The 20,471-nt window shown below is 45.2% G+C and carries 15 protein-coding genes and 1 pseudogene; 9 read left to right on the top strand and 7 right to left on the bottom strand.

The window, feature by feature from the left end:
- Nucleotides 1-48 precede the first annotated feature (48 nt).
- The 4 genes and pseudogenes from QUA16_RS04175 to QUA16_RS04160 all read right to left on the bottom strand — a co-directional run bounded on the left by QUA16_RS04175 (nucleotide 49) and on the right by QUA16_RS04160 (nucleotide 3,630).
- A complete protein-coding gene (locus QUA16_RS04175) occupies nucleotides 49-201 on the bottom strand; it encodes a hypothetical protein (RefSeq protein WP_333104565.1) in 153 nt (50 codons plus the stop codon).
- Between the two features lie 127 nt (nucleotides 202-328).
- On the bottom strand, nucleotides 329-556 hold the full coding sequence (locus QUA16_RS04170) for a hypothetical protein (RefSeq protein WP_333104566.1): 228 nt from the start codon (nucleotides 554-556) through the stop codon (nucleotides 329-331).
- 370 nt (nucleotides 557-926) lie between these two features.
- Nucleotides 927-2,386: pseudogene (gene tnpC / locus QUA16_RS04165) on the bottom strand (IS66 family transposase).
- Nucleotides 2,387-2,814: 428 nt separating this feature from the next.
- Nucleotides 2,815-3,630 (bottom strand): cobyrinic acid a,c-diamide synthase, encoded by an 816-nt coding sequence (locus QUA16_RS04160; RefSeq protein WP_333104568.1) that lies wholly within the window; start codon nucleotides 3,628-3,630, stop codon nucleotides 2,815-2,817.
- Between the two features lie 449 nt (nucleotides 3,631-4,079).
- On the opposite strand from QUA16_RS04160, the gene QUA16_RS04155 reads away from it, so the two are divergent.
- The 4 genes from QUA16_RS04155 (at nucleotide 4,080) to QUA16_RS04140 (ending at nucleotide 9,367) form a co-directional block, all read left to right on the top strand.
- Nucleotides 4,080-4,268 carry a Mo-dependent nitrogenase C-terminal domain-containing protein gene (locus QUA16_RS04155; RefSeq protein ID WP_333181027.1) on the top strand — a complete coding sequence of 63 codons (189 nt, stop codon included), beginning with the start codon at nucleotides 4,080-4,082 and terminating at the stop codon, nucleotides 4,266-4,268.
- A 348-nt stretch (nucleotides 4,269-4,616) separates the two neighbouring features.
- The gene (locus QUA16_RS04150) at nucleotides 4,617-5,480 is read left to right on the top strand and encodes an Npun_R2479 family HD domain-containing metalloprotein (protein ID WP_333104569.1); all 864 of its coding nucleotides are present in this window, start codon (nucleotides 4,617-4,619) and stop codon (nucleotides 5,478-5,480) included.
- A gap of 739 nt (nucleotides 5,481-6,219) precedes the next feature.
- Nucleotides 6,220-7,149: an Rpn family recombination-promoting nuclease/putative transposase gene (locus QUA16_RS04145; RefSeq protein WP_333104570.1), complete on the top strand. Its 930-nt coding sequence runs from the start codon at nucleotides 6,220-6,222 to the stop codon at nucleotides 7,147-7,149.
- Between the two features lie 289 nt (nucleotides 7,150-7,438).
- Nucleotides 7,439-9,367, top strand: coding sequence for an alpha-amylase family glycosyl hydrolase (locus QUA16_RS04140; RefSeq protein ID WP_333104571.1), 1,929 nt, complete (start codon nucleotides 7,439-7,441; stop codon nucleotides 9,365-9,367).
- 123 nt (nucleotides 9,368-9,490) lie between these two features.
- Here QUA16_RS04140 and QUA16_RS04135 read toward each other — a convergent pair whose 3' ends face one another.
- Entirely contained in the window at nucleotides 9,491-10,591 is a 1,101-nt protein-coding gene (locus QUA16_RS04135) for a glycosyltransferase family 4 protein (protein ID WP_333104572.1), read from the bottom strand.
- Nucleotides 10,592-10,953: 362 nt separating this feature from the next.
- On the opposite strand from QUA16_RS04135, the gene QUA16_RS04130 reads away from it, so the two are divergent.
- The 4 genes from QUA16_RS04130 to QUA16_RS04115 all read left to right on the top strand — a co-directional run bounded on the left by QUA16_RS04130 (nucleotide 10,954) and on the right by QUA16_RS04115 (nucleotide 15,580).
- Nucleotides 10,954-11,838 carry an inositol monophosphatase family protein gene (locus QUA16_RS04130; protein WP_333104573.1) on the top strand — a complete coding sequence of 295 codons (885 nt, stop codon included), beginning with the start codon at nucleotides 10,954-10,956 and terminating at the stop codon, nucleotides 11,836-11,838.
- Nucleotides 11,839-12,406: 568 nt separating this feature from the next.
- Nucleotides 12,407-13,087 carry a Crp/Fnr family transcriptional regulator gene (locus QUA16_RS04125; RefSeq protein ID WP_333104596.1) on the top strand — a complete coding sequence of 227 codons (681 nt, stop codon included), beginning with the start codon at nucleotides 12,407-12,409 and terminating at the stop codon, nucleotides 13,085-13,087.
- Nucleotides 13,084-14,985: a M61 family metallopeptidase gene (locus QUA16_RS04120; RefSeq protein ID WP_333104574.1), complete on the top strand. Its 1,902-nt coding sequence runs from the start codon at nucleotides 13,084-13,086 to the stop codon at nucleotides 14,983-14,985. The genes QUA16_RS04125 and QUA16_RS04120 overlap by 4 nt, the downstream gene beginning before the upstream one ends.
- A gap of 121 nt (nucleotides 14,986-15,106) precedes the next feature.
- Entirely contained in the window at nucleotides 15,107-15,580 is a 474-nt protein-coding gene (locus tag QUA16_RS04115; RefSeq protein WP_333104576.1) for a TerB family tellurite resistance protein, read from the top strand.
- Nucleotides 15,581-16,360: 780 nt separating this feature from the next.
- On the opposite strand, the gene QUA16_RS04110 is transcribed toward QUA16_RS04115, so the two are convergent.
- Together QUA16_RS04110 and QUA16_RS04105 are read right to left on the bottom strand one after the other, a co-directional pair.
- Nucleotides 16,361-16,891, bottom strand: a complete 531-nt coding sequence (locus tag QUA16_RS04110; protein WP_333104577.1) for a peptidoglycan-binding protein — start codon at nucleotides 16,889-16,891, stop codon at nucleotides 16,361-16,363.
- Nucleotides 16,892-17,300: 409 nt separating this feature from the next.
- Entirely contained in the window at nucleotides 17,301-18,950 is a 1,650-nt protein-coding gene (locus QUA16_RS04105) for an NAD(P)H-hydrate dehydratase (protein WP_333104578.1), read from the bottom strand.
- Nucleotides 18,951-19,065: 115 nt separating this feature from the next.
- Here QUA16_RS04105 and mnmA point away from each other — a divergent pair, with 115 nt between their 5' ends.
- Entirely contained in the window at nucleotides 19,066-20,157 is a 1,092-nt protein-coding gene (gene mnmA / locus QUA16_RS04100) for a tRNA 2-thiouridine(34) synthase MnmA (RefSeq protein WP_333104579.1), read from the top strand.
- Nucleotides 20,158-20,471: the final 314 nt, after the last annotated feature.

Genomic DNA, 20,471 nt, shown 5'->3' with positions numbered 1-20,471 from the left:
GTTCTATCATATAGCGGAGGGCGAAAAATTTTGGCTCTTATCATACTTTTAACCATTTACAAAACCGGGATGCTCCCCTTTCCCTCCATCTATGCTAGTTTCCTTAACCTCAATTTTGGCTATAGGTTCTGACCATTCTTGTTTTTCTACTAATCGATGCAAACAAGTGTGTCCAATCTTGACTCCCGTCTGAACTTCCATATATGAGGCAGCATTTTCGTAGGAAAGATTAGCAATTTGACGGAGACAGCATTTTTCAAATAATGGAGATAATCTAGTTGATTTCTTAACCTCTAATTTTTTGGCCTGTTTTTCAGTAATTCTTAGTTCACCAATACAGCTTTTTACGCTCGCTGGGGTCGTCCTTGTTCTGTTCCCGTTGCTTGTTTGATAAAAAAAAACCGATTTGTGGGCCCACTTTTTCAAGCCATTGTTGCCTGAGATGCTTTTCAATATTTTCCAGACTGGTCAGTTCACTTGGGGGTGTATTGTTATACAAAATTTTAGCAATTTCTGCCGTACAGGATTGCAACCGCTCTAGTTCTTCAGGGGTCATGGCTCTTTTTCTCGACTTTTTTTGACGCTTTTATTGATTTTAACTATTTTACGCTTATTCGGATATTTACAAAACCGGGATGCTCCCGTTTTCAATGGCCTCTTATAAACGCCGGGAATTCAACAGACATCTACTTTACACCTTTATTAACAAGTTAGATTTAGACCCTAACTTAATTTTAAATCACCCTAACCTTCCCTCCGTCCTATCTTATGGTACTCTCGTTGCTTAAAAACTGTCCGAAGTATTGTCAGAGAGCATCCTATTAATTCAGCAGTTTGAGCCTGTGTATTTCCACTATTTAGCAATAAAAAAATTAAGGCGATGAAGCCGAATGTCTGGATGTTCATGCTCCTTTAATAGTAAGGATTCAGGTCTTTGATTGGGGAATCAGAGAAGGCATAAAAAAGTTACAAGAATGGGCAGATAGAGCATCACGGAAAAAAGCCATTGCGCTTTTAGCTTGAAACCGACAAGTCTGAATCACAGATAACAAATCAGCAGTTTGTTCAAATCGAGACATGGAGCGGGAACCGCCAGATACTTTACGTTTAGTCACGGCTAATCTCCGTGAACGTTCTGCCAAATTATTGTCAGGGGGAATTTCAGGGTGGTCTAAAAAATACCACCATTGGTGCGCTTTCTCACGCAACGAGCGCAGCAACAGTCCAGCAGTATAACCAACATGACCAATCCAAGTATTTAACAATTCTGCCAGTCTGGTCTTAAAATCCCTCGCCCAAGTGTGATAATCAAGTTCTTCAGGGTGCTCACGCCCGGAGTCGATGTTGTCGAAATGCCTCATCAATTAATTCCAAAAATGCCTCTGCGACGACAGTGTTGTTACCGTGACTGATTTGAAGAACTTTCTTAAAATGTCGTCGTAGATGGGCCAGACATTTCTGCTGCGCTCCCACAATCACACCGTTATATACGCTAAAATCATCAGAATTCAACACTCCAGCTTGCCTCATTCCCCAGCATTGTTTCTAATTCTGAGCGACTGCGAGTGTCCGCAGCATGGAACAGGCAAAAATCTTGACCTGTAGCTGTCCACAACCATTCTTTGACGCCCTTAACACACCGGGGGTGTTTCATCGACATGGACGGCACGCTTGTAACGGTGCCCATTGCCATAAGTCTTTAACGGCGGGCTTTACAGCATTAGCTACTCGCGCATTGGTTGCTTATAATGTCCCGATCCCAATTTCAATACCACCTAATTCCCGCAGCAATTCTTGTTGCTTTTCATAAGACATATGCCCATAATTACCTAGCCATACCAATAATGCTTGTAGGTCGATGCTTAAGTCTTGTCCTGGCACTATACCCGGTGAGACTGATCCAATCACCATTGCTCCACATTCATTACACTGACATTTGGCTCGTTGATATTCCACTACTTCAATTGGTCTATTTACTAAGCACGCTACCTGCTGCTTGCTATAACCAATCATCTCACTTAATTCTCTGCTGCCACAATGCTCACAATAGTCAGGAGTGCTGATTTGATATCTATCTACTCGCCCAAATCCTTTGCGGGTTTTGCCGATATGTCCAGGCTGTCCTCCTGGTTTTCGATGCAGGTTGGGACTCTGACTCTTTTGAGTTATCAAAAGCGGCTGTCTCTGATTTCTGTATGAGATCACTCGATGGGGGTTTCGATGATGTTTTGCTATTGCTTGGCTGTTTCTCTTTGAGCTTTGCGACCTCTTCTTGTAGTTTTTCAATCAGCTTCTGTTGGGTCAGCACAATTTTGATCAGTTCCTCACGGCTCAACTGGTCAACTATTTCCCTTTTCAGTGCTAATAACTCTGATTTTTCGCTCATCTGACTACACTACCATATTTCTCCGCTCTGAATGAACTATTTTTCACCTGAATCCTTACCTTTAATACTTGTTGAAGAGTTTCTATTGTCTCGGCACTCAGGAAGTTTTTACTAGGCATTGACTTTTCATAAATATGGTTATATTGTATTATACAATATGCGTTTTAAATGCACAACAGCTTATTATCCAATTATATTTCTGCACAAAGGGGTATTCACAAAATCTACTTTTTTCTAACTTGTTACCAATGGGTCGCGCTCCGCTAAACGAATCGCACCAGCCATCCCATTTTATATAAAATCCGCCTGCAAAATCCGGTTTTAACTTGCCGACTAGAAGTCCCATGCTTCAAAAACTCTGCTGTGCCCAAAGCGAAACTAAAAGTAAAGAGAAAAAAGCAATGTATGGTAGACCTTACTGCGTACAGTTAATGAATAAATTGCAAGTCAGTAGGAAATCTTTCTTCTTCGGGTTCTGGATCATAAATGTAATCGCAGTCAAAACGCAGAGCTTGAGAGTGGCGGCTGATAGAAAATCCGCAATTACTCAGCATTTCTGTAGTAAAAGTTGCCATGACTAACTCAATGAGCCTTCTGTAGGAAATGTTAGGTAGTTGAACGTAATAGGTGCGTCTGGCAAAAAAGATTCTCTCATCTTTCGGTAGAATTATGCCATTAATTCTGTGTGCGTGTTGAATCGGCTTGATATAGGTTTCAATAAACTGCGACTGATTTTTTTGGAGTCTCGCTAATCTTTCGTGTTGCAACCAGCTCATTTGAAACACAATTTTAATAAATTCAAAGCCCAAAATGTAGTTAAAAACATTATTGCGTTCTTCTGTACTCAACACGAAGCGGAGTGCAGATTCTAAATATTGATCAGTTTCTCGGCGCGATTGTTGAGCTGAGTGGATATAAAATTGTTTGATGTAGCTTCTTAAATCTGATTCGTTTAATTGTTTTTTGACCTGGAATCTGATTAAATACTCTTTGACTCGGTGTAGAGTATCTACATCTTCAAACATTTTTGAGACTAAACCGTCTGCTGTATAATTATCTAAAAATTCTGCTTGCAAGTCGGGAGTAGATGCACACAATATGTAGCAGAGGGACAAGACATAGCGCCGTTGGTTCCAAGGCAAGCTTTGGGCCCATTCTTTAACTTCTACAGGGAGTTTTTGGAGCACGGTATCTGTGTGGGGGAGTTGAGCAAGGTCGGCATATTTATGTTTTTGTTTAATCATTGCCTGAAACCTTATATTCGTAAGTATACAGAGTCGTCGATCGCAGATGATGGGAGAAAGGATCTGCGAGGGAGGGCTGCCATTTATTCTGTCTTATTTTCTTGCCATCTATCTAAATATACATTCTGGAGGGAACAGAGGGCGTGATCTGTCTCACACTTTAGCGAGTTTTAAATCACAAATGCTAGCTCTTCGCATCACATTTTGCGACTGTGAGTGTCACCCATAAAACTTATTCACGTCACCGGAGCAACAGTGGGTTTCGTTGAGGATTAAGTCGGGTGAGTCATCAGTTTTTGTTAGTAAGGATTACTGAGCTCAATCAGGAACTTGACTACAAGTATTTTCCCGGAAAATCAGTGCAAAGACTTAACTTTTTGCAATGCTATCGTGCAACCAGTGTGACAGTGGCTCGATAGCATTGCAGTGGGGGAGCCATCAGTAACTCAGTGGTGTGCCAACTTATACTCGCCCGATGTTGTTGGGAGAGAGATATTCAGTTATGGGGACACCATCTTTTCTACATACCGCCTATGTATAAGCTTAATCCTGTGTATGAGGAATTCATGGGGTTACGCTTTCGCTATCGTTTTTGGGCGGGGTCAGCCAGAACAGATACAAGTTTCCCACAAGAGTAGTGAGAACCCAAAATTTTAGATCCTAGTTCCAACTCCCAGATGTATCTGTGGAGTAAATCTAAAATCTAAAATCGACTGAGGTATGCGGCGAAGATGTAACACCTTACTGCTGATTGAGGGGTGTCATACCTCGATCGCCCATTGAGCTCAATTATTTATGGGGTATGTCGCTCTGGTAGTTGCGAGAGCCATAATTTAAGCCATAATTGTTGATAATATCAATGGATGTCTCTCGATAGGAGTGGGTATCCATCGTGGTGCTTATGCCAAAAATAACATCAAACGGTAGCAGCAAAAACAATAACTATAAAAATAATTTAATAATCTACGTGGGATCAGAAAGTGAATATGTTTAACGCAACTGAACTGCTGATTAAGGCTTTTGTCAATCGGTTGATTGAAGGCTACCGCCACACTTATGGCGGGTTTAAATCTGACTATGGCGAGATTATTGCTTGGGTGGCGAGTATGGCTTTAGAAAATATTGCTAATAGCGATGCTCTTTACCATAATGTCGAACACACTATTTTAGTGACTTTGGTGGGACAAGAAATTCTGGGGGGGAAGCACATCCGCGAAGGGGGTGTTTCCTGCGAAGATTGGCTGCACTTCCACATTGCTTTGCTATGTCACGATATCGGGTATGTTAAAGGTGTTTGCCGACAAGATAGAACAGATTGGGGACTGTATGCGACGGGAATAGGCGACCTGAAATTAACGCTGCCTCCGGGGGCGACGGATGCTAGTTTGACGCCTTATCATGTCGATCGCGGAAAAATGTTTATTGACGAGCGTTTTGGCGGTCACAAACTGATTGACGCTGAGCTGGTTAAGCATAATATTGAGCTGACTCGTTTCCCAGTTCCTACACATGAAGATTATCAAGATACTGTAAATTATCCGGGTTTAGTTCGGGCTGCTGATTTAATTGGTCAGTTGAGCGATCCGCGATATTTGCAAAAGATTGCGGCGCTGTTTTACGAGTTTGAGGAGACTGGGCAAAATCGGGTTTTGGGCTATCAGAATCCGGGGGAGTTGCGGGATGGTTATCCGAAGTTTTATTGGAATGTGGTTCATCGGTATGTGAAGGATGCGATCGGCTATTTGGAACTGACGCAGCAGGGGAAACAAGTTGTTGCTAATCTGAGCGCCAATGTGTTCCGGGTGGAGCATTCTCAGGTTCCAGAGTCTGCGCTGGCTGTAGCTAGGTAGGGTTTGGGTGGATGTCGGGCGATCGTTCTTTTTTCGGATAAGTAAGTCGCTCTAATTAAACGTAAAACGCTCTTCTTTTATATCGCCGCAGCACTTAAAGAAGTCGTGGTTCTGGATATTCTTTTTTTTAGCTGGGCTTGCTTAAATCTGATCTTCACCCTGCAAATATACTTACACAGGCTCAAAAGCCTCTCATCACAAAGGTTTCAATTGTTGAGTAAAAAATTGTGTACCCATGTAGATGATTGATATCTGTTTGCGATCGCCAATTATATTGAATATACAACAATTGAGGGCGATCGCCTGCGTCAGCTATTGCTGATCAATGGGTACAGATTTTCAGAGCAACAGTTGCATCCTTTGTAGAGTAAGAGTTTTAGGACTGTTAGTACATTTGTATGGGCGAAGTCCAGTTTAATCGGCTCACTGAATGTCTGCACATCGCAGGAAGAGTCGCCTGAGTTTTTGCGGGGAAAGCAGCGGGCTAAAATGGAGGCGCTCCAACGCTTGCAAGCAATAGGATTGAGCGATGAGCAAATCGCGCAATGTTTGGATATGACGCTAGAAGAGATTCGACAAGTCGATTTGACAGAATAGAATATAGAGCAAAGGCTAATGGCTGATGGATTCCCCGGCTCAAGCTAGGATAGAGCATCCGATATCTAGTTTTTGTAACTCACCCAATCCATTTTCCTAATGGGTTAAAATAATAGGTAAGTCATTTTAAAATAGATTGACCATGAGATTCATTAACCCCAAAACCGATTTTGCCTTCAAAAAAATATTCGGTTCCAATCAAAGCAAACCAATCTTAATCAGTTTTCTGAATGCCATGATTTATGATGGCAATCCCACCATCGCCGACCTAGAAATCATCGACCCGTATTTAGCATCAAGAGTACAGTATCTCAAAGACTCTTACCTGGATGTCAAAGCCCGGCTTGCAGGAGGCGCAACTGTAATTATCGAGATGCAAGTTTTAAATGTAGAATCTTTTGCGAAACGGGTGGTTTACAATACTGCGAAAACTTACTCGACACAACTGATTCGCGGTGAAGGTTACTTTAAGTTAAAACCTGTAATTGCTTTGACAATTACAGATTTTGAAATGTTTGACAATGACCGAGAAGTAATTTCTCACTTTGTGTTCAAGGAGAAAAAACGTTTATTTGATTATGTCGATCCAGAGATCGAACTGATTTTTATCGAATTGCCGAAATTCAATAAACAATTGGATGAATTAGAAACTTTGACTGACAAGTGGGTTTATTTTATGAAAAATGCTCCCAGTTTGGAAGTTGTACCGTCAACAATGGAAACAGTCTCGGAAATACAGCAAGCCTTTGCTATTGCTAATGAAACTAACTTGAATCCAGAAGAGTTGGCAGATTTAGAAGCACGCGAAAGGTATATTCTGGATCAGCAGGGAATCTTGCGAAAGGGAATTGAAGAAGGACTCGCACAAGGGCGAGAAGAAGGCAGAGAAGAAGGCAGAGAAGAAGGCAGAGAAGAAGGCAGAGAAGAAGGCAGAGAAGAAGGACTCGCGCTAGGAATGAGAGAAAAGGCTCTAGAAATTGCTAGGCAACTTCTCAATGTCCTTGACAATCAAACCATTAGTCAAACTACTGGTTTGAGCGTTGAAGATATCCAAAACTTGCGGGAGGAATAGAAGGGAAGGGAAAAAGTACGATCGCACGATTAGTAAACCTTTTCTCGCTACTAGGCTCAGCCTGGTAGCGTAGGTTTTTGAGGTTCTGCCTCTTGGATTGAGAATGACGCTAAATATTAACTCTCATCCACTTAATGCTCAAGGATGAGTCTGCCCTCTGCCTAAAGGAAGATTTCATTAAACGAGTAAATTCCGTATGATGCTGTAAAAGTCAGTCAGAGGGGAAAGCTATCTCCGACTCTAGCTCCGCATAACTGACAAATCTTACTATAATCAAAAAATACATCTCATGACATCAGTCACTCCCAATCAAACTTCGTCTCAATACGAAGTTACAGAATCAGAAGAAAAAATTGAGTCTCTGGTAGCAGAAGTTAAGCCAGAAAGCGAAATCGATTTAGAATTCCTCTACACCAGAGACATTGAATTCCGACAAGAAACAATTTATTTCATTGTAGTCGATCGCTTTTACGACGGCGACCCCGCAAATAACGAAGGCCCCAACCCAGAACTTTACGATCCAGAAGGGAAAGATTGGGGCAAATATTGGGGGGGGGACTTGCAGGGAGTTATCGACAAACTCGACTACTTAAAAGATATGGGAGTTAGCGCAGTTTGGCTGACTCCACTGTTCGAGCAAGTTGAAGCATTATTTGTCGAACAAGCAGCGATTCACGGCTACTGGACTAAAGATTTCAAGCGACTAAATCCCCGCTTTATTGCCACAGGTGACAATCCTTCTATTAACCAAACACAAGAAAGTAAAGATACGGTATTTGACAAATTAGTATATGAGTTGCACCAGCGAAACATGAAACTCGTGCTCGATATTGTCTGCAATCATAGCAACCCTGATTTTAGCGGCAAAAAAGGAGAACTCTACGACGACGGCGTAAAAATAGCTGACTTTAACGACGATGAAGATAACTGGTATCACCACTACGGCGAAGTCAAAAACTGGGAAGATGAATGGCAAGTCCAAAACTGCGAACTGTCGGGTTTAGCAACTTTCAACGAAAACAATATTGCCTACCGCAATTACATTAAGTCAGCAATTAAACAATGGCTGGACAGAGGTGTTGATGCTTTGCGCGTTGATACAGTCAAGCATATGCCTATTTGGTTTTGGCAGGAATTTAATGCTGACATTTTAACACACAGACCTGATGTTTTCATTTTTGGCGAATGGATTTACAGCGACCCTAGAAACGATCGTTCTGTGGAATTTGTCAACGAGTCGGGGATGACTATTTTAGATTTTGGTCTGTGCGTGGCAATTCGAGAAGTATTGGGGAAGGGTGCGGAGGCGGGATTTAAGTTAGTCCAAGATGTCCTGAATTTGGATCACCGCTACTACGGGGCGACGGAGTTGATTACTTTTATTGACAACCACGATATGCCGAGGTTTCAGTCGTTGAATCCCGATACAGAAATGCTGCTGTTGGCGATAGGTTTAATTATGACGACTCGCGGCATTCCCTGCATTTATTACGGCACCGAACAGTATCTGCACGATGATACAGATGGGGGAAATGACCCCTACAACCGCCCGATGATGGAAAAGTGGGATACTGATTCGCCGATTTACCGAGCTGTGCGATTGCTGTCGGGATTGCGGCGGCTGAATCCAGCTATTTCGATGGGGAGTCAGTGGCAAAAATATCTAACTCCTGATGTTTATTGTTACGTGCGCCGATATCGCGATTCCGTGGTGTTTGTAGCGATGAATCGTGGCAGTTCTGTTACAACAATTGAAGAGGTTGATACTGAGCTGCCTGATGGAGAGCATACGGAGGTTTTATCGCGCCGCAAGTTTGAAGTTAAAGATGGGATGCTGTACAATTTAGAGTTGGGTTCGCGGGAAGTAATGATTTTTAGCCGCGTCGGAGAGCGAGTTAAGGCGAAAACTATTGTGCGGGCGCAGCTTAACAGCGTTAGAACTCAGCCTGGGGAAAGAATTGTGGTGATTGGAGATTGTCCTGAACTGGGGAATTGGGATATTAGTAAGGGTTTCCCGTTGGAGTATATCAATACTAATACTTGGTTTGGGGAAATTCCTTTTAATGAAAGTGCCGGGAAGTTGATTTCTTATAAGTATGCGCTGCTACGGGAAGGACTCTCGCCGCTGCGAGAAAATCTGGTTTGTCGCCGCTGGGTTTTAGTTTCGGAAGGGACGGTGAAATGGCGGGATAAGTGGGCGAGTGGACGGGAGTCGTGATTTTTAATCAACAGGCTTTCCGGCCTGTTTTACCAGTTTTTAATGAACAGGCAAGATGCCTGTTCCACAACCAAGTTTCTGTTTTGTGGAACGGGCATCTTGCCCGTTGCTGATATTACGAGTTTAAAGCGATCGCAGCTTCTGGGCTAAAATATCGACATAACGTTCGCTGCTGTGCTGGTTCACAACCATTTCGTAGCCCCGCTGCGCTTGAGATTCAGCTTCTTGAGGATTTTTTAGCAAATGGACGATCGCCTCGCGCAAACCTGCTGCATCTCCCACATCTACCACTTTGGCAATATCCGGGGCCGTTAAATAATCGACGAGACCTTGAGTCCGAGTAATGGCAACCGGCCGCTTGCAGGCCATTGCTTCCAGTAAAGCCGTACCTCCAGCAGCATATTTATTGTCTACCAAACACACTGCAATTACGTCTGCATCGCGGTAAAGCTGCACTAAATCCGGCCATTCGTAGAATTTGCGCGACATATTTTCTGGCATAGTATCGGGGAAAGCTTGCGATAAAGCTTTGGCATCTTTAGAAAAACCGCTAATTTTTACGTCAACATCTAAGTCAGCCGTTGCTGCGGCTAAGAGTCGGTAGTCGCGCTTTTCTAATCCGACGCTAACAACTGTTTGCCGCTTTTTCTCGCCAGAAGCTGGGCCAGGTGTGAAAAATTGGGTGTCTGTCTGTTCTAGAAGCACTAAAATGCGCGATTCAAGTATAGCTAAATAGCTGCGGAGGAAGTTTATTTGAGGGCGGGCGTTGACAATGAATACGTCAATTTTGTCAGCCAAACCGAATAGTTTCAGGGCGAGGCGACCGCGCGGCCGATCGATATTGTGGAAAAATACAACAATTTTCGGGCGATTAGGCAATTGGCCACACACCGCCGCTACTGGAATCCCAATGTCCTCGCCCGTACAAAATATCACGTCGTCGCTGCTGACTTGCTCGGACAATTTGCGCGCGGCGGCCCAATGTTCGGGTTTAGAAGAAATTTTTGATCGCAGCTTGTCACTCAACGATATCGCTTCGCCATCCGGGGCGTGGACGGTGGCATTTAAGCGTTCTCTGAGAGCCCGCAGGACGTGGCGAGGGCATTTGCCGACTTGTGCATCGCGGTCAATCCCATCTAGGTCTATTTTGCGACCTAATGCCATATGGTATTTCAAAGTATTCTCCTTATAATTGTGGTGCTGGTACAAATTATCTAACCTCATAAAATTCTATCCTCTACTGTTGAAAGTGCTGGTGCGATCGGTCACGGGATTTTAGATTTTAGATTTTAGATTTTAAAACAGATAAATCTAGTAAGCTAAGGCGCATCTAGATTTTATAGTCAAGTTTGATGAAATTTTTGTGGGTGGGTGTCTCGCCCGCCCCAAAAATACAATTTAGATACGGGACAGCTTAGTATCTGCTTAGCGTCTAAAATTTTGGTGAGTTCCACCAATCCGGTCTGGGGCTTGTATCGCAACGGCGCTGATGCTTAGGAAACCGGGTTTCTCGACACCCGCGCGCAAAGCCTGTACGAGTCAAAAACAGTGAAACGCGCCGATCGATTGCAAGGACTTAAGCTTTTATGCTGAAGTTAGCTAAAGAATTTATGTTTAACCTCATGTATATTTCTCCAGAGCAAGATCAAAAAATTCGCTACACCCTGCGCGAGTGCGGTCAAGAAGCTTACAAGCTCGCAGCCGAACCTTTTGAAGTTTCCGAGAAAGGGCCCAACGACTACGTGACGAGTATCGATCAATACCTAGACCGACAACTATCGGCAGCATTTAGCGCTTTGTTTCCTGAAGACGGCAGGATCACCGAGGAAAACGCCGCCTCCAGAACAGCTTACGGGGCCAATTACCAGCGCCTCTGGTGCATCGATCCTCTCGACGGGACTGAAGAATTTATTCGGGGAAAACTGCACTACGCTTCGATGGTGGGGCTGCTGCTGGAAGGGGAACCGGTGGCGGGCTGGCTCTACGCCCCGGCTTTTGACCAAATGTATTTTGGCGGCAAAGATTGGGGATTGTTCCAAAGTGTGGGAACCCAAGCGCCGCAGCCGATCGCGCTATGCAAACCCCCGGTCCCGACAGCGGAAAATTGTAAAATTATTCTCGGAGACAAAGACCAAAAAAACTACGCCCGGGCGCTCGCCCAAAGCATCCCCGGAGCAGAATTTTACTCGCTGGGCAGCTTTGGCTTAAAAGTGATGGAAGTTATATTCGGTCGAGCTGGTTTGTACCTGTATCTCAACGGCAGAGTTAAAGTGTGGGATACCGCCGGCCCTCTGGCGCTAGCAAAAGCAGCCGGATTGGTTTGCTGCGACTTGCAAGGTCAACCGCTGAGGTGGACTAAAGATGCGATCGAGCCGGAGACTCTGGCCCACACGCAGTCAATCGCGATCGGCTGGCCAGAATACATAGAACCTCTGTTGGGCAAAGTTCAACAGGCAGTGGCAGGCTTGTAAACCCGTTTAAGATTAAAGAATCTGTCAATTTTACGTGAACCGGGCCTCTGCACCCTTATCATCAATTAAAGGAGCAACGGATTGTTTGTGTTCCCAAACATCGATCCTTCCCTAGCTGTTGGGTTTCGCCTAATCATATTTCCCACCTCCGCGAGTTTGCGTCAGGAACCTCAGCCCCGACGGCGTGAGGCTTGGAAGAGTAATCCGACAAGCCATTCTGACCAGCTATCGTCTTAACTGACTACGTTTTTTGAGTCACGACACTCCTTGAATGCGAAGCCAGTTTTGGGCTCTGTCGCTGAAGGTTAAACAGCCCTAATGTCACTGGGGCAGTGCTTTGGGCCCAACAAGCTCACTAAACCAAGGCGCAGGCTAACATCACCCCGAAAGGGAGGCTCGAAAGAGCAAAACACTATGCGTACAGGGCTGGGAAGTTTGAGGCGGTAATTGTCCCGCTGAAAGTGCAACACAAAAGCACACTCCCGCCAACCAGTCCCAAGGCGGTAGTAATCAAAAAAAGACAATATAAAGCCGTCCTAGAAGGACGGGGTTTCTACCCATTTTTTTGATGAAGACAGAAGCTTTCAGTGAGCTATTCCCTCTATTTAAGGGTGCTAACCCAGAAACCTTGGGAGGGCTGCTATCAAATGCCGTCAAGCATGAGTATCCCCCGGGCCGAGCTGTGGTGATGGAGGATTCTTGGGGCAACGCGATTTACTTTGTCGTGTCTGGCTGGGTAAAAGTCCGCCGCTTGTCAAACGATCGAGCTGTATCAATGGCTATTTTAGGACGGGGTGCCTTCTTCGGCGAAATGGCCATTCTGGACGAATCTCCTCGATCGAATGACGTACTTGCTCTATCGCCCGTGCGACTTCTCAGCGTCACAGCTCAGCGATTTATCCAAACCCTGTTTAAAGACCCGCAATTGCACCACCGGATGCTGCAACTGATGGTGCGGCGGCTCCGCCAAACCAATCTCCGCTATCAACTCCGAAACCGCCAGCCAGCGGTTAAACTAGCAAATACTTTAGTCGAGCTGGCAGAAAACTACGGTCAGAAAACTGCTGAGGGCAAAGATATCTTCAATATCCCTTATGAAGACTTAGCGGATGTGACAGATATCACCCTAGATGAAACCAGCAAAATTATGGAAAAACTCGATAGTAAAGGTTGGATCAATATCGATCCAGACCGCGAAACTATCCATTTGATCAACCTCAAGCACTTGATTAATTTGGCAAGTCAATGACTGATGTTACTTCTTTGGATACCTCGTCGGCTGCCGACAACCGTCAGGGGCAACTAACACCACCGACAATTCAATATTCGGTGGCGATGCCGAATCCTGAATCCCACCTCTTTGAAGTAACTTTGCGCGTGCAAGGTTGGTCGGAGCCGGTTCTGGATTTAAAAATGCCTGTCTGGACTCCCGGTTCTTACTTGGTTCGAGAATACGCCCGCCACCTGCAAGATTTTAGCTCCCATGCGGACGCTCAAGCTTTACCTTGGCGCAAGCTCAGCAAAAATCACTGGCAAATCGAGACAAATTCGGTGTCAGACATCACGGTTTTCTACCGCATTTTTGCCAACGAACTGACAGTGCGAACCAATCATTTAGACTCGACGCACGGTTATTTCAATCCGGCGGCTTTGTGCTTTTTCTTGCCAGGTTTTGAAAGCAACTGCTACACCGTGACCGTTGTGCCACCGCAGCCCGAATGGCGCACCGTTACGACTTTGCCACCTGTTTCTGACCAAAATCTTACTTTCGCTGCTGCGGATTTTGACACCCTTGTCGATAGTCCTTTTGAGATTGGCTGTCACGAAGTATACGAGTTTGAAGTGATGGGAAAACCCCACCAGCTAGTTGTTTGGGGAAAAGGCAATTTAGAACCAGATCGGGCGATTCGAGACATCCAAAAAGTGATCGAAGTCGAGGCAAAAATGTTCGGCGGTTTGCCTTACGAACGCTATGTGTTTTTCCTGCATTTGTCCGGCTCTGGTTTTGGCGGTTTGGAGCACAAGGAGAGTTGCACTCTCAACTATCCGCGTTTTGGTTTTCGGGCTAAGGAAAAGTATGAACGCTTTATTCAGTTGGTAGCTCACGAGTTTTTTCACCTGTGGAATGTCAAGCGCATTCGACCGAAAGCTCTCGAAGTATTTGACTACGAAAAAGAAAATTACACTCCTTCTTTATGGTTCTCTGAAGGCACTACCAGTTATTACGATTTGGTGATTCCTTTTCGAGCGGGTATCTACAGCGTGAAAGGTTTTTTCCAAGGTATGGCTAAGGAAATTACTCGCTTGCAGACGACTCCGGGGCGGAGCGTGCAGCCTCTGAGCGAGTCGAGCTGGGATGCTTGGATTAAACTTTATCGCCGGGATGCTAATAGCGACAACTCGCAGATTTCCTATTATTTGAAAGGGGAAGTTGTGTCGTTTTTGCTCGATTTGTTGATTCGCGCCAAACACGGCAATGAGCGATCGCTCGACGATGTGATGCGTTTGATGTGGCAGCAGTTTGGCAATGCTAATTCTGCCCAAAACGACGATTTTGAACTGAAGTCGGGAACAGACGGCAAGCTGGCGCATTTAACCTCAAACGGACAGTTAAATTCTGCTTCGCTGCCAGCAGAAATAGGCTTTACTCCCGAAGAGTTGCAAAGTGCGATCGAGTCCGTCGCCGGCATCGATTTGAGCGACTTTTTTGCGCGCTATATAGACGGCACAGAAGAGTTGCCTTACAACAAGTATCTGCAACCTTTCGGGCTGGAACTCACCGCAGGTGAAACTAGCGAAACACCTCGCATCGGTTGGACGTTGGGAACGGACAACGGGCGGGAAATGGTTAAATTTGTCGAAGTAGGATCTCCGGCACAATTGGCCGGAATTGATGCGGGAGACGAGTTGCTGGCGATCGAAGGTTTTCGGGTAAATTCAGAACAAGCGGGCGAGAGACTAAAAGATTTCAAGCCTGGGGATATCGTCTCGGTGACAGTTTTTCACCAAGACGAACTGCGGACTTGTCCTGTTACTCTCGCCCCGCCGCGCCCGATGCGTTACTCGATCGTGCCGGTGGAACAGCCCACCGCTATTCAGAAACAAAACTTTACGGGATGGCTAGGAGTTCCTTTATCGAAATTGTGACATAAATAAAGGGGAAAGGGAAAGAAAAGACAAGAAGGAATCAGGCGCAATTCCCAATTCCCAATTCCCAATTCCCAATTCCCAATTCCCAATTCCCAATTCCCAATTCCCAATTTTGATTATGCAAACCCCACCTCCTCCATCAATTACGCCCCGCCAAATGAATCTGCTGAGAATAGTTGCCTCTATGGCCTGGGCTGACGGCGAACTCGCCACAGAAGAAGTTAATTTAATGCTCGATCGCTTTTGTCGTTTGTTTGCCCCAGATACCGACGGACAACAAATGCAACAAGAACTGCGGGATTACGTCATGCAAAATATCCCCCTTGACGAGTTGATCGGCCAACTAGAAACTCAAGATGAAAAGGAATTAGTCTTGCAACTAGGCTATGAAGTGATTTCCTCTAGTTCTCGCACTCCCGATGAACCAAAAATTAACGCTGAAGAAGCCGCAGCTTATCAAAAATTAGTGCAGTTGCTGAATCTTTCAGAGGATGTGGTCAAGCGTATTGAAGCTGAATCATCGGCGGGAGATACTTCGGGGGGAATTGTCGAGAAGATGGCTCAAAAATTAGAAAAGTTCATCAAAGGTTAATTTAGGACTTGTGCGCGCTTTGCTTAGAAACCCGGTTTCTTCCTAGATTTCTGGTTAATAAACCGGGAATTTTTCGTAGAAACCGGGCATAAGCCCCCCATCGGTAAGTCTTGTTATCTAAGTATCGGAATAATATTTTTATGAGTGCAACTATTTACAACTAAAGCTGAAGGGAAATAAAGCGGATTGTGACTCCCAATTTGCTAAGGAATGAGAATTAAATAACTTCCACAAGTTTGTGGGACGGGCGGGACGCCCATCCCACAATAACAATTAAAATTGTAAGTTATTTAATTCGCGATCCTAAGATATAGTAACAAATAAACACGGAAAAGTTGAGAAGATTTTTCATCGCCGAGAACGGTAAGCTGTGTTGCATCTAGATTGCCTATGGTATTAGAGAGGGAGAGGGGGAGAAGAGGAGAGGGGGAGAGGATTTGACGATTGTTGATCGGGACTCGAAATATGCAATTTAAATGAACAACAGCTTAACAGAATTTGCGTGAAGCGAAGCTATCCCGCAGGGAATTGCCCTTCCCGCGCGCTGCCTTCCCCTTAACGATAATTAGGGACTTAGGCAAAGCCTAAATCCCTAATTGAGCTACCGATTTTTGGCGATGACTGAAAGTGGTATCGTTTCCGGTTGCATCCGAATAATAAAATCGAGTAAACAGTCAACACTCAACCATTCAGTTTCTCCACCCCTCCTTCAACAGTCAACAGTCAACAGTCAACAATTATCAGGAGTGCAACGGGAATTGATATTAATCCAACCAATCATTAGTGCGGTAACTTGCTGAGAGCGTGCCAAGTTCTGTAGCCGACAATACCATCTTGCGGTAAAGCCTTGCTCAGTTGCAATTGTCGCACGGCTACATCTGTCATCGGCCCGAAGAATCCGTCAATGGAGCCGAAATAGTATCCATTGATTTTCAAGACATTCTGAACAATTTTAACAGCATTACCAGAACTGCCCTTCATGACGATCGGCATATTCACAGGTGCACCAGAGTATAGTGCTTCCCAAGTGATAGGGCCGACAATCCCATCTTCTTTTAAAAAGACGCGGTGTTGATAGCCTTTGACGGCGTTTTGAACTTGGACGCCGAAGATACCGTCAATGGCGCCAAAATAATATGCCCAATGATATAGAAGCTGTTGTAGTTCCTTGACAGCTTGACCTGTTGAACCCATTTGTAAAGTGGGTTTGTTTACTCCAGTGGTTGCAGCAAATGCAAGAGTTGATTGAGCAGTAGTATCGGCGACGAGAGCCATAGTTTCATTGTTCAAGCTTCTTTCTTCGGTGTACATAATGTGGTTCCTCTCAACATTTAAGTTTTTGTCTTTGATATTTCAGGTATAACTGGTGGGATTTGTGGATGCACAGTCACTTTTTGGAGTGTCACTCATTTGAGTGTCACTCGTTTGAGTTACCCGTTGGTTTGTCGTAACTGAGATATTGCACCATTCTCAATTAGCCGTAGGGGCGGGTTCGCCAACAGCCTTAAAGCTTGCAAATAGGTTCTATAAACCCGCCCGACCCCACGAAAAATCCTCTTATTGATATTGCTCCAAGATGTCAGTCGTAAGGAATGCAAGTTGTAATATCTTTATGAGGACTTCCGTTGTCAATACAAACCAAGGGCTAAGGTGCGCGGTGCACACCTACCCAATACAAAGATGCGGGGTACGCACTCTACCAACTCATGTTGATTGTTTGCTAAGAAAACTCTCGCAAAGCTGGAATTAAATACTGTGTCAAAGTAAAGGCATCTACTCCTAATTCCGTCCGTTCTTTAGCAGCCATGATTCCGGCTTGAGCGTGCCACCAAGCTGCTGTTGCAGCAACTGATTTGGGGGGGGATTTGCGGGCGATCGCACTTGCTAATAGTCCCCCTAACAAGCCTGTGAGAACGTCGCCGCTGCCGCCTCTGGCGAGGGCTGGGGTGCTTTCGGGATTGAGGTAGGTGATGGTACGTGAAGCGTCGCTATCCCGTAGGGAATCGTCCTCATCCTTCCAACTTATGCACACTCTGGCTCCTTTGAGCAATATCGTTGCACCGCAAAGCTGAGCGGCTGCTTGAGTTGCGGCAATTCGATCGTCGCCGGTTTGCTCGGCTAATTCGGGAAATAAACGCTTGAATTCGCCCGGATGAGGAGTGATAATTGTCAGTGCTGGGCGTTCGGACAAAATCGGGACTGTGCCGAGTTGAGCGAGGATATTTAAACCGTCAGCATCTAAAACCAGAGGTCGATCGCTCTCCAGTACAGATTCTACAGCTATTGCCGCTTCCAATGTCAGACCTGGCCCTGCGGCGATCGCATCATAGGTACTCAAATCAATTGCTACTGGCAACTCGCTAATTGCACCGCTTTGGGTTTCAGTACATCCTATAACTAATGCCTCTGGCAACTGGCTGCTCAACATCGGTTTAAGCGACTCAGGAACAGCGATTGACAGCATTCCGATGCCGCTTGCTCTTGCCCCCAAGGCTGCCAAAATTGCGGCTCCGCTGTAGCGGCGGGAACCTGCAATAATTAGTAAGTGGCCGTTGGTGTATTTGTGCGAAATTGGCGATCGGGGTAACGGCAAATGCTGAGTTGCCGATGCTTTTGTAATGCGTTGTATTGCTGGCGTTTCGCCCAATATTGCTGCAATATCTGCTGTGGGAATATCAAAATTAATTAATTCGGAACTTCCGATATATTCTAACGCTCTATCTTGCAGAAATGCCATTTTCCACAAACCCAAACATAATGTATGTTTTGCCCGGATGGCAGTTCCCAAAACTTCTCCTGTATCTGTATGAATTCCCGATGGAATATCTATACTTAAAAGGGGTATATTTAAATTATTTATTTCGTCAATAGCGGCGGCTGTGGAATTAGTAATTTCTCGTTCTAATCCAAAGCCAAATAAACCATCTACGAGCAAATCGCTGTTTTTCAGATTTTCAACTTTTTCAACAAATGGAATATTTAAATAACGCGCATAATCAGCGTGAGTTTTTGTTAGTTCTTTGAGTTTATAAAAGGGACAGTAAATAACTACTTGGAACCCTTGAAAGTGCAATTCGCGGGCAACAACCAAAGCATCGCCGCCGTTGTGTCCGGGCCCAACCAATATGCCGATAACTGGCAATTGAGAATTAACAAGATTTTTCCCTTCTTCCCTTTTCCTTATATCCGTTAAATCCTGTACACTGCTACTTGCCGAACTTCCTTCCGCTTTCAAAAGCTCCTGAATGCGTCTAGCAATCAGTCCCGCGACTTTTTCCATTAAAGCTGCGACTGGCATTCCAGCAGCAAAAATTCTCGTTTCTATTTGCCGCATTTGGTCGGCGGTGACAACAAATTTTTGAATGGTCATATTAATGCTAAAATTTCAGCTAACAGCAGCAGTGGCAAGTTGTAGTATACTTGTGGTATAATAAATTAGCTCGATCGAACAAAGTAACAGTAAAATAGCAATTTCTCTCAGAATCATGAACAAGATTGTTGTAGGCCTCTCCGGCGGGGTCGATAGTTCCGCAGCAGCCGCAATTTTACACCATCAAGGATATGAAGTGGTGGGTTTAACGCTGTGGTTGATGAAGGGCAAAGGCCAGTGCTGCTCTGAGGGAATGGTCGATGCCGCTAAAATTTGCGAAGATTTGGGCGTTCCCCACCACATTGTTGACAGCCGCGAGGTCTTTCAGGCAAGTATTGTGGATTATTTGGTGGAGGGTTACAGTGCAGGAATTACGCCTCTGCCTTGTTCGCAGTGCAATAAAACTGTGAAGTTCGGGCCGATGCTTAAGTATGCTCGCGAAGAACTCGGAATTGAAAAAATCGCTACAGGGCACTACGCTCGGATTACTTACGATGCTGCTACGGGTCGCTATCAGTTGCTGCGGGCGATCGACCCTGCGAAAGATCAGTCTTATTTCCTGTACGATCTAACACAGGATTTGTTGGCGGGTACGGAGTTTCCTTTGGGGGAAATTACCAAGACAGAAACTCGCAGAATTGCGGCGGAATTTGGCTTGACAACTGCTGATAAGCCGGAAAGTCAGGATTTGTGCTTGGTGGAAAGTAACGGTTCGATGCGGGCTTTTCTGGATAAGTACATTGCGCCACAAAAGGGTGACATTGTGGACAAGTCAGGGCGGGTGCTCGGACAGCATGACGGTGTGCACCACTACACCATCGGCCAGCGGAAGGGACTGGGGATTGCTGCACCGGAACCGCTGTACGTGATTGAACTCGATGCTGCTGGCAATCGGGTAATTGTGGGCGATCGACAGTTGGCAGTAGAATCTGAATGTACAGTCCAGAAAGTGAATTGGGTTTCTGTGGCTGCACCGACGGCTCCGATTCGGGCTCAGGTACAGATTCGATATCGATCGCAACCCGTCCCGGCTACAATTATTCCTGTAGAATCCTCCCAACCAGAGGAAAAAGTCGGCGGTACAAGAGTTAAGTTGATTTTTGACGAACCGCAGTTGAGCATTACCCCCGGACAAGCGGCTGTTTGGTATGACGGAGACGTGCTATTGGGCGGCGGCATCATCGAAAGAAACCAACTTCCAAATTAAAGCAAGGGGTGGGCTAGAAGCCCAAACCCTACTCCCCACAAGAAACCACCCACAAAAAAACTCTTTGTGGAACAGGCCGGAAAGCCTGTTTGTGATCCCCACCCACAAAAAAACTCACTCTTTGTGGAACAGGCATCTTGCCTGTTCCCAGAAGCCGACAAGAAGCCTCTCACAAGAAAATTCACTCTTTGTGGAACAGGCATCTTGCCTGTTCCCAGAAGCCGACAAGAAACCTCCCACAAGAAAATTCACTCTTTGTGGAACAGGCATCTTGCCTGTTCCCAGAAGCCGACAAGAAACCTCCCACAAGAAAA

This window comes from Microcoleus sp. S13_C3, from assembly GCF_036700905.1.
Lineage (GTDB): Bacteria > Cyanobacteriota > Cyanobacteriia > Cyanobacteriales > Microcoleaceae > Microcoleus.
Note: the sequence above shows the minus strand (reverse complement) of the source record. Positions and strands in the feature narration are given on the sequence as shown.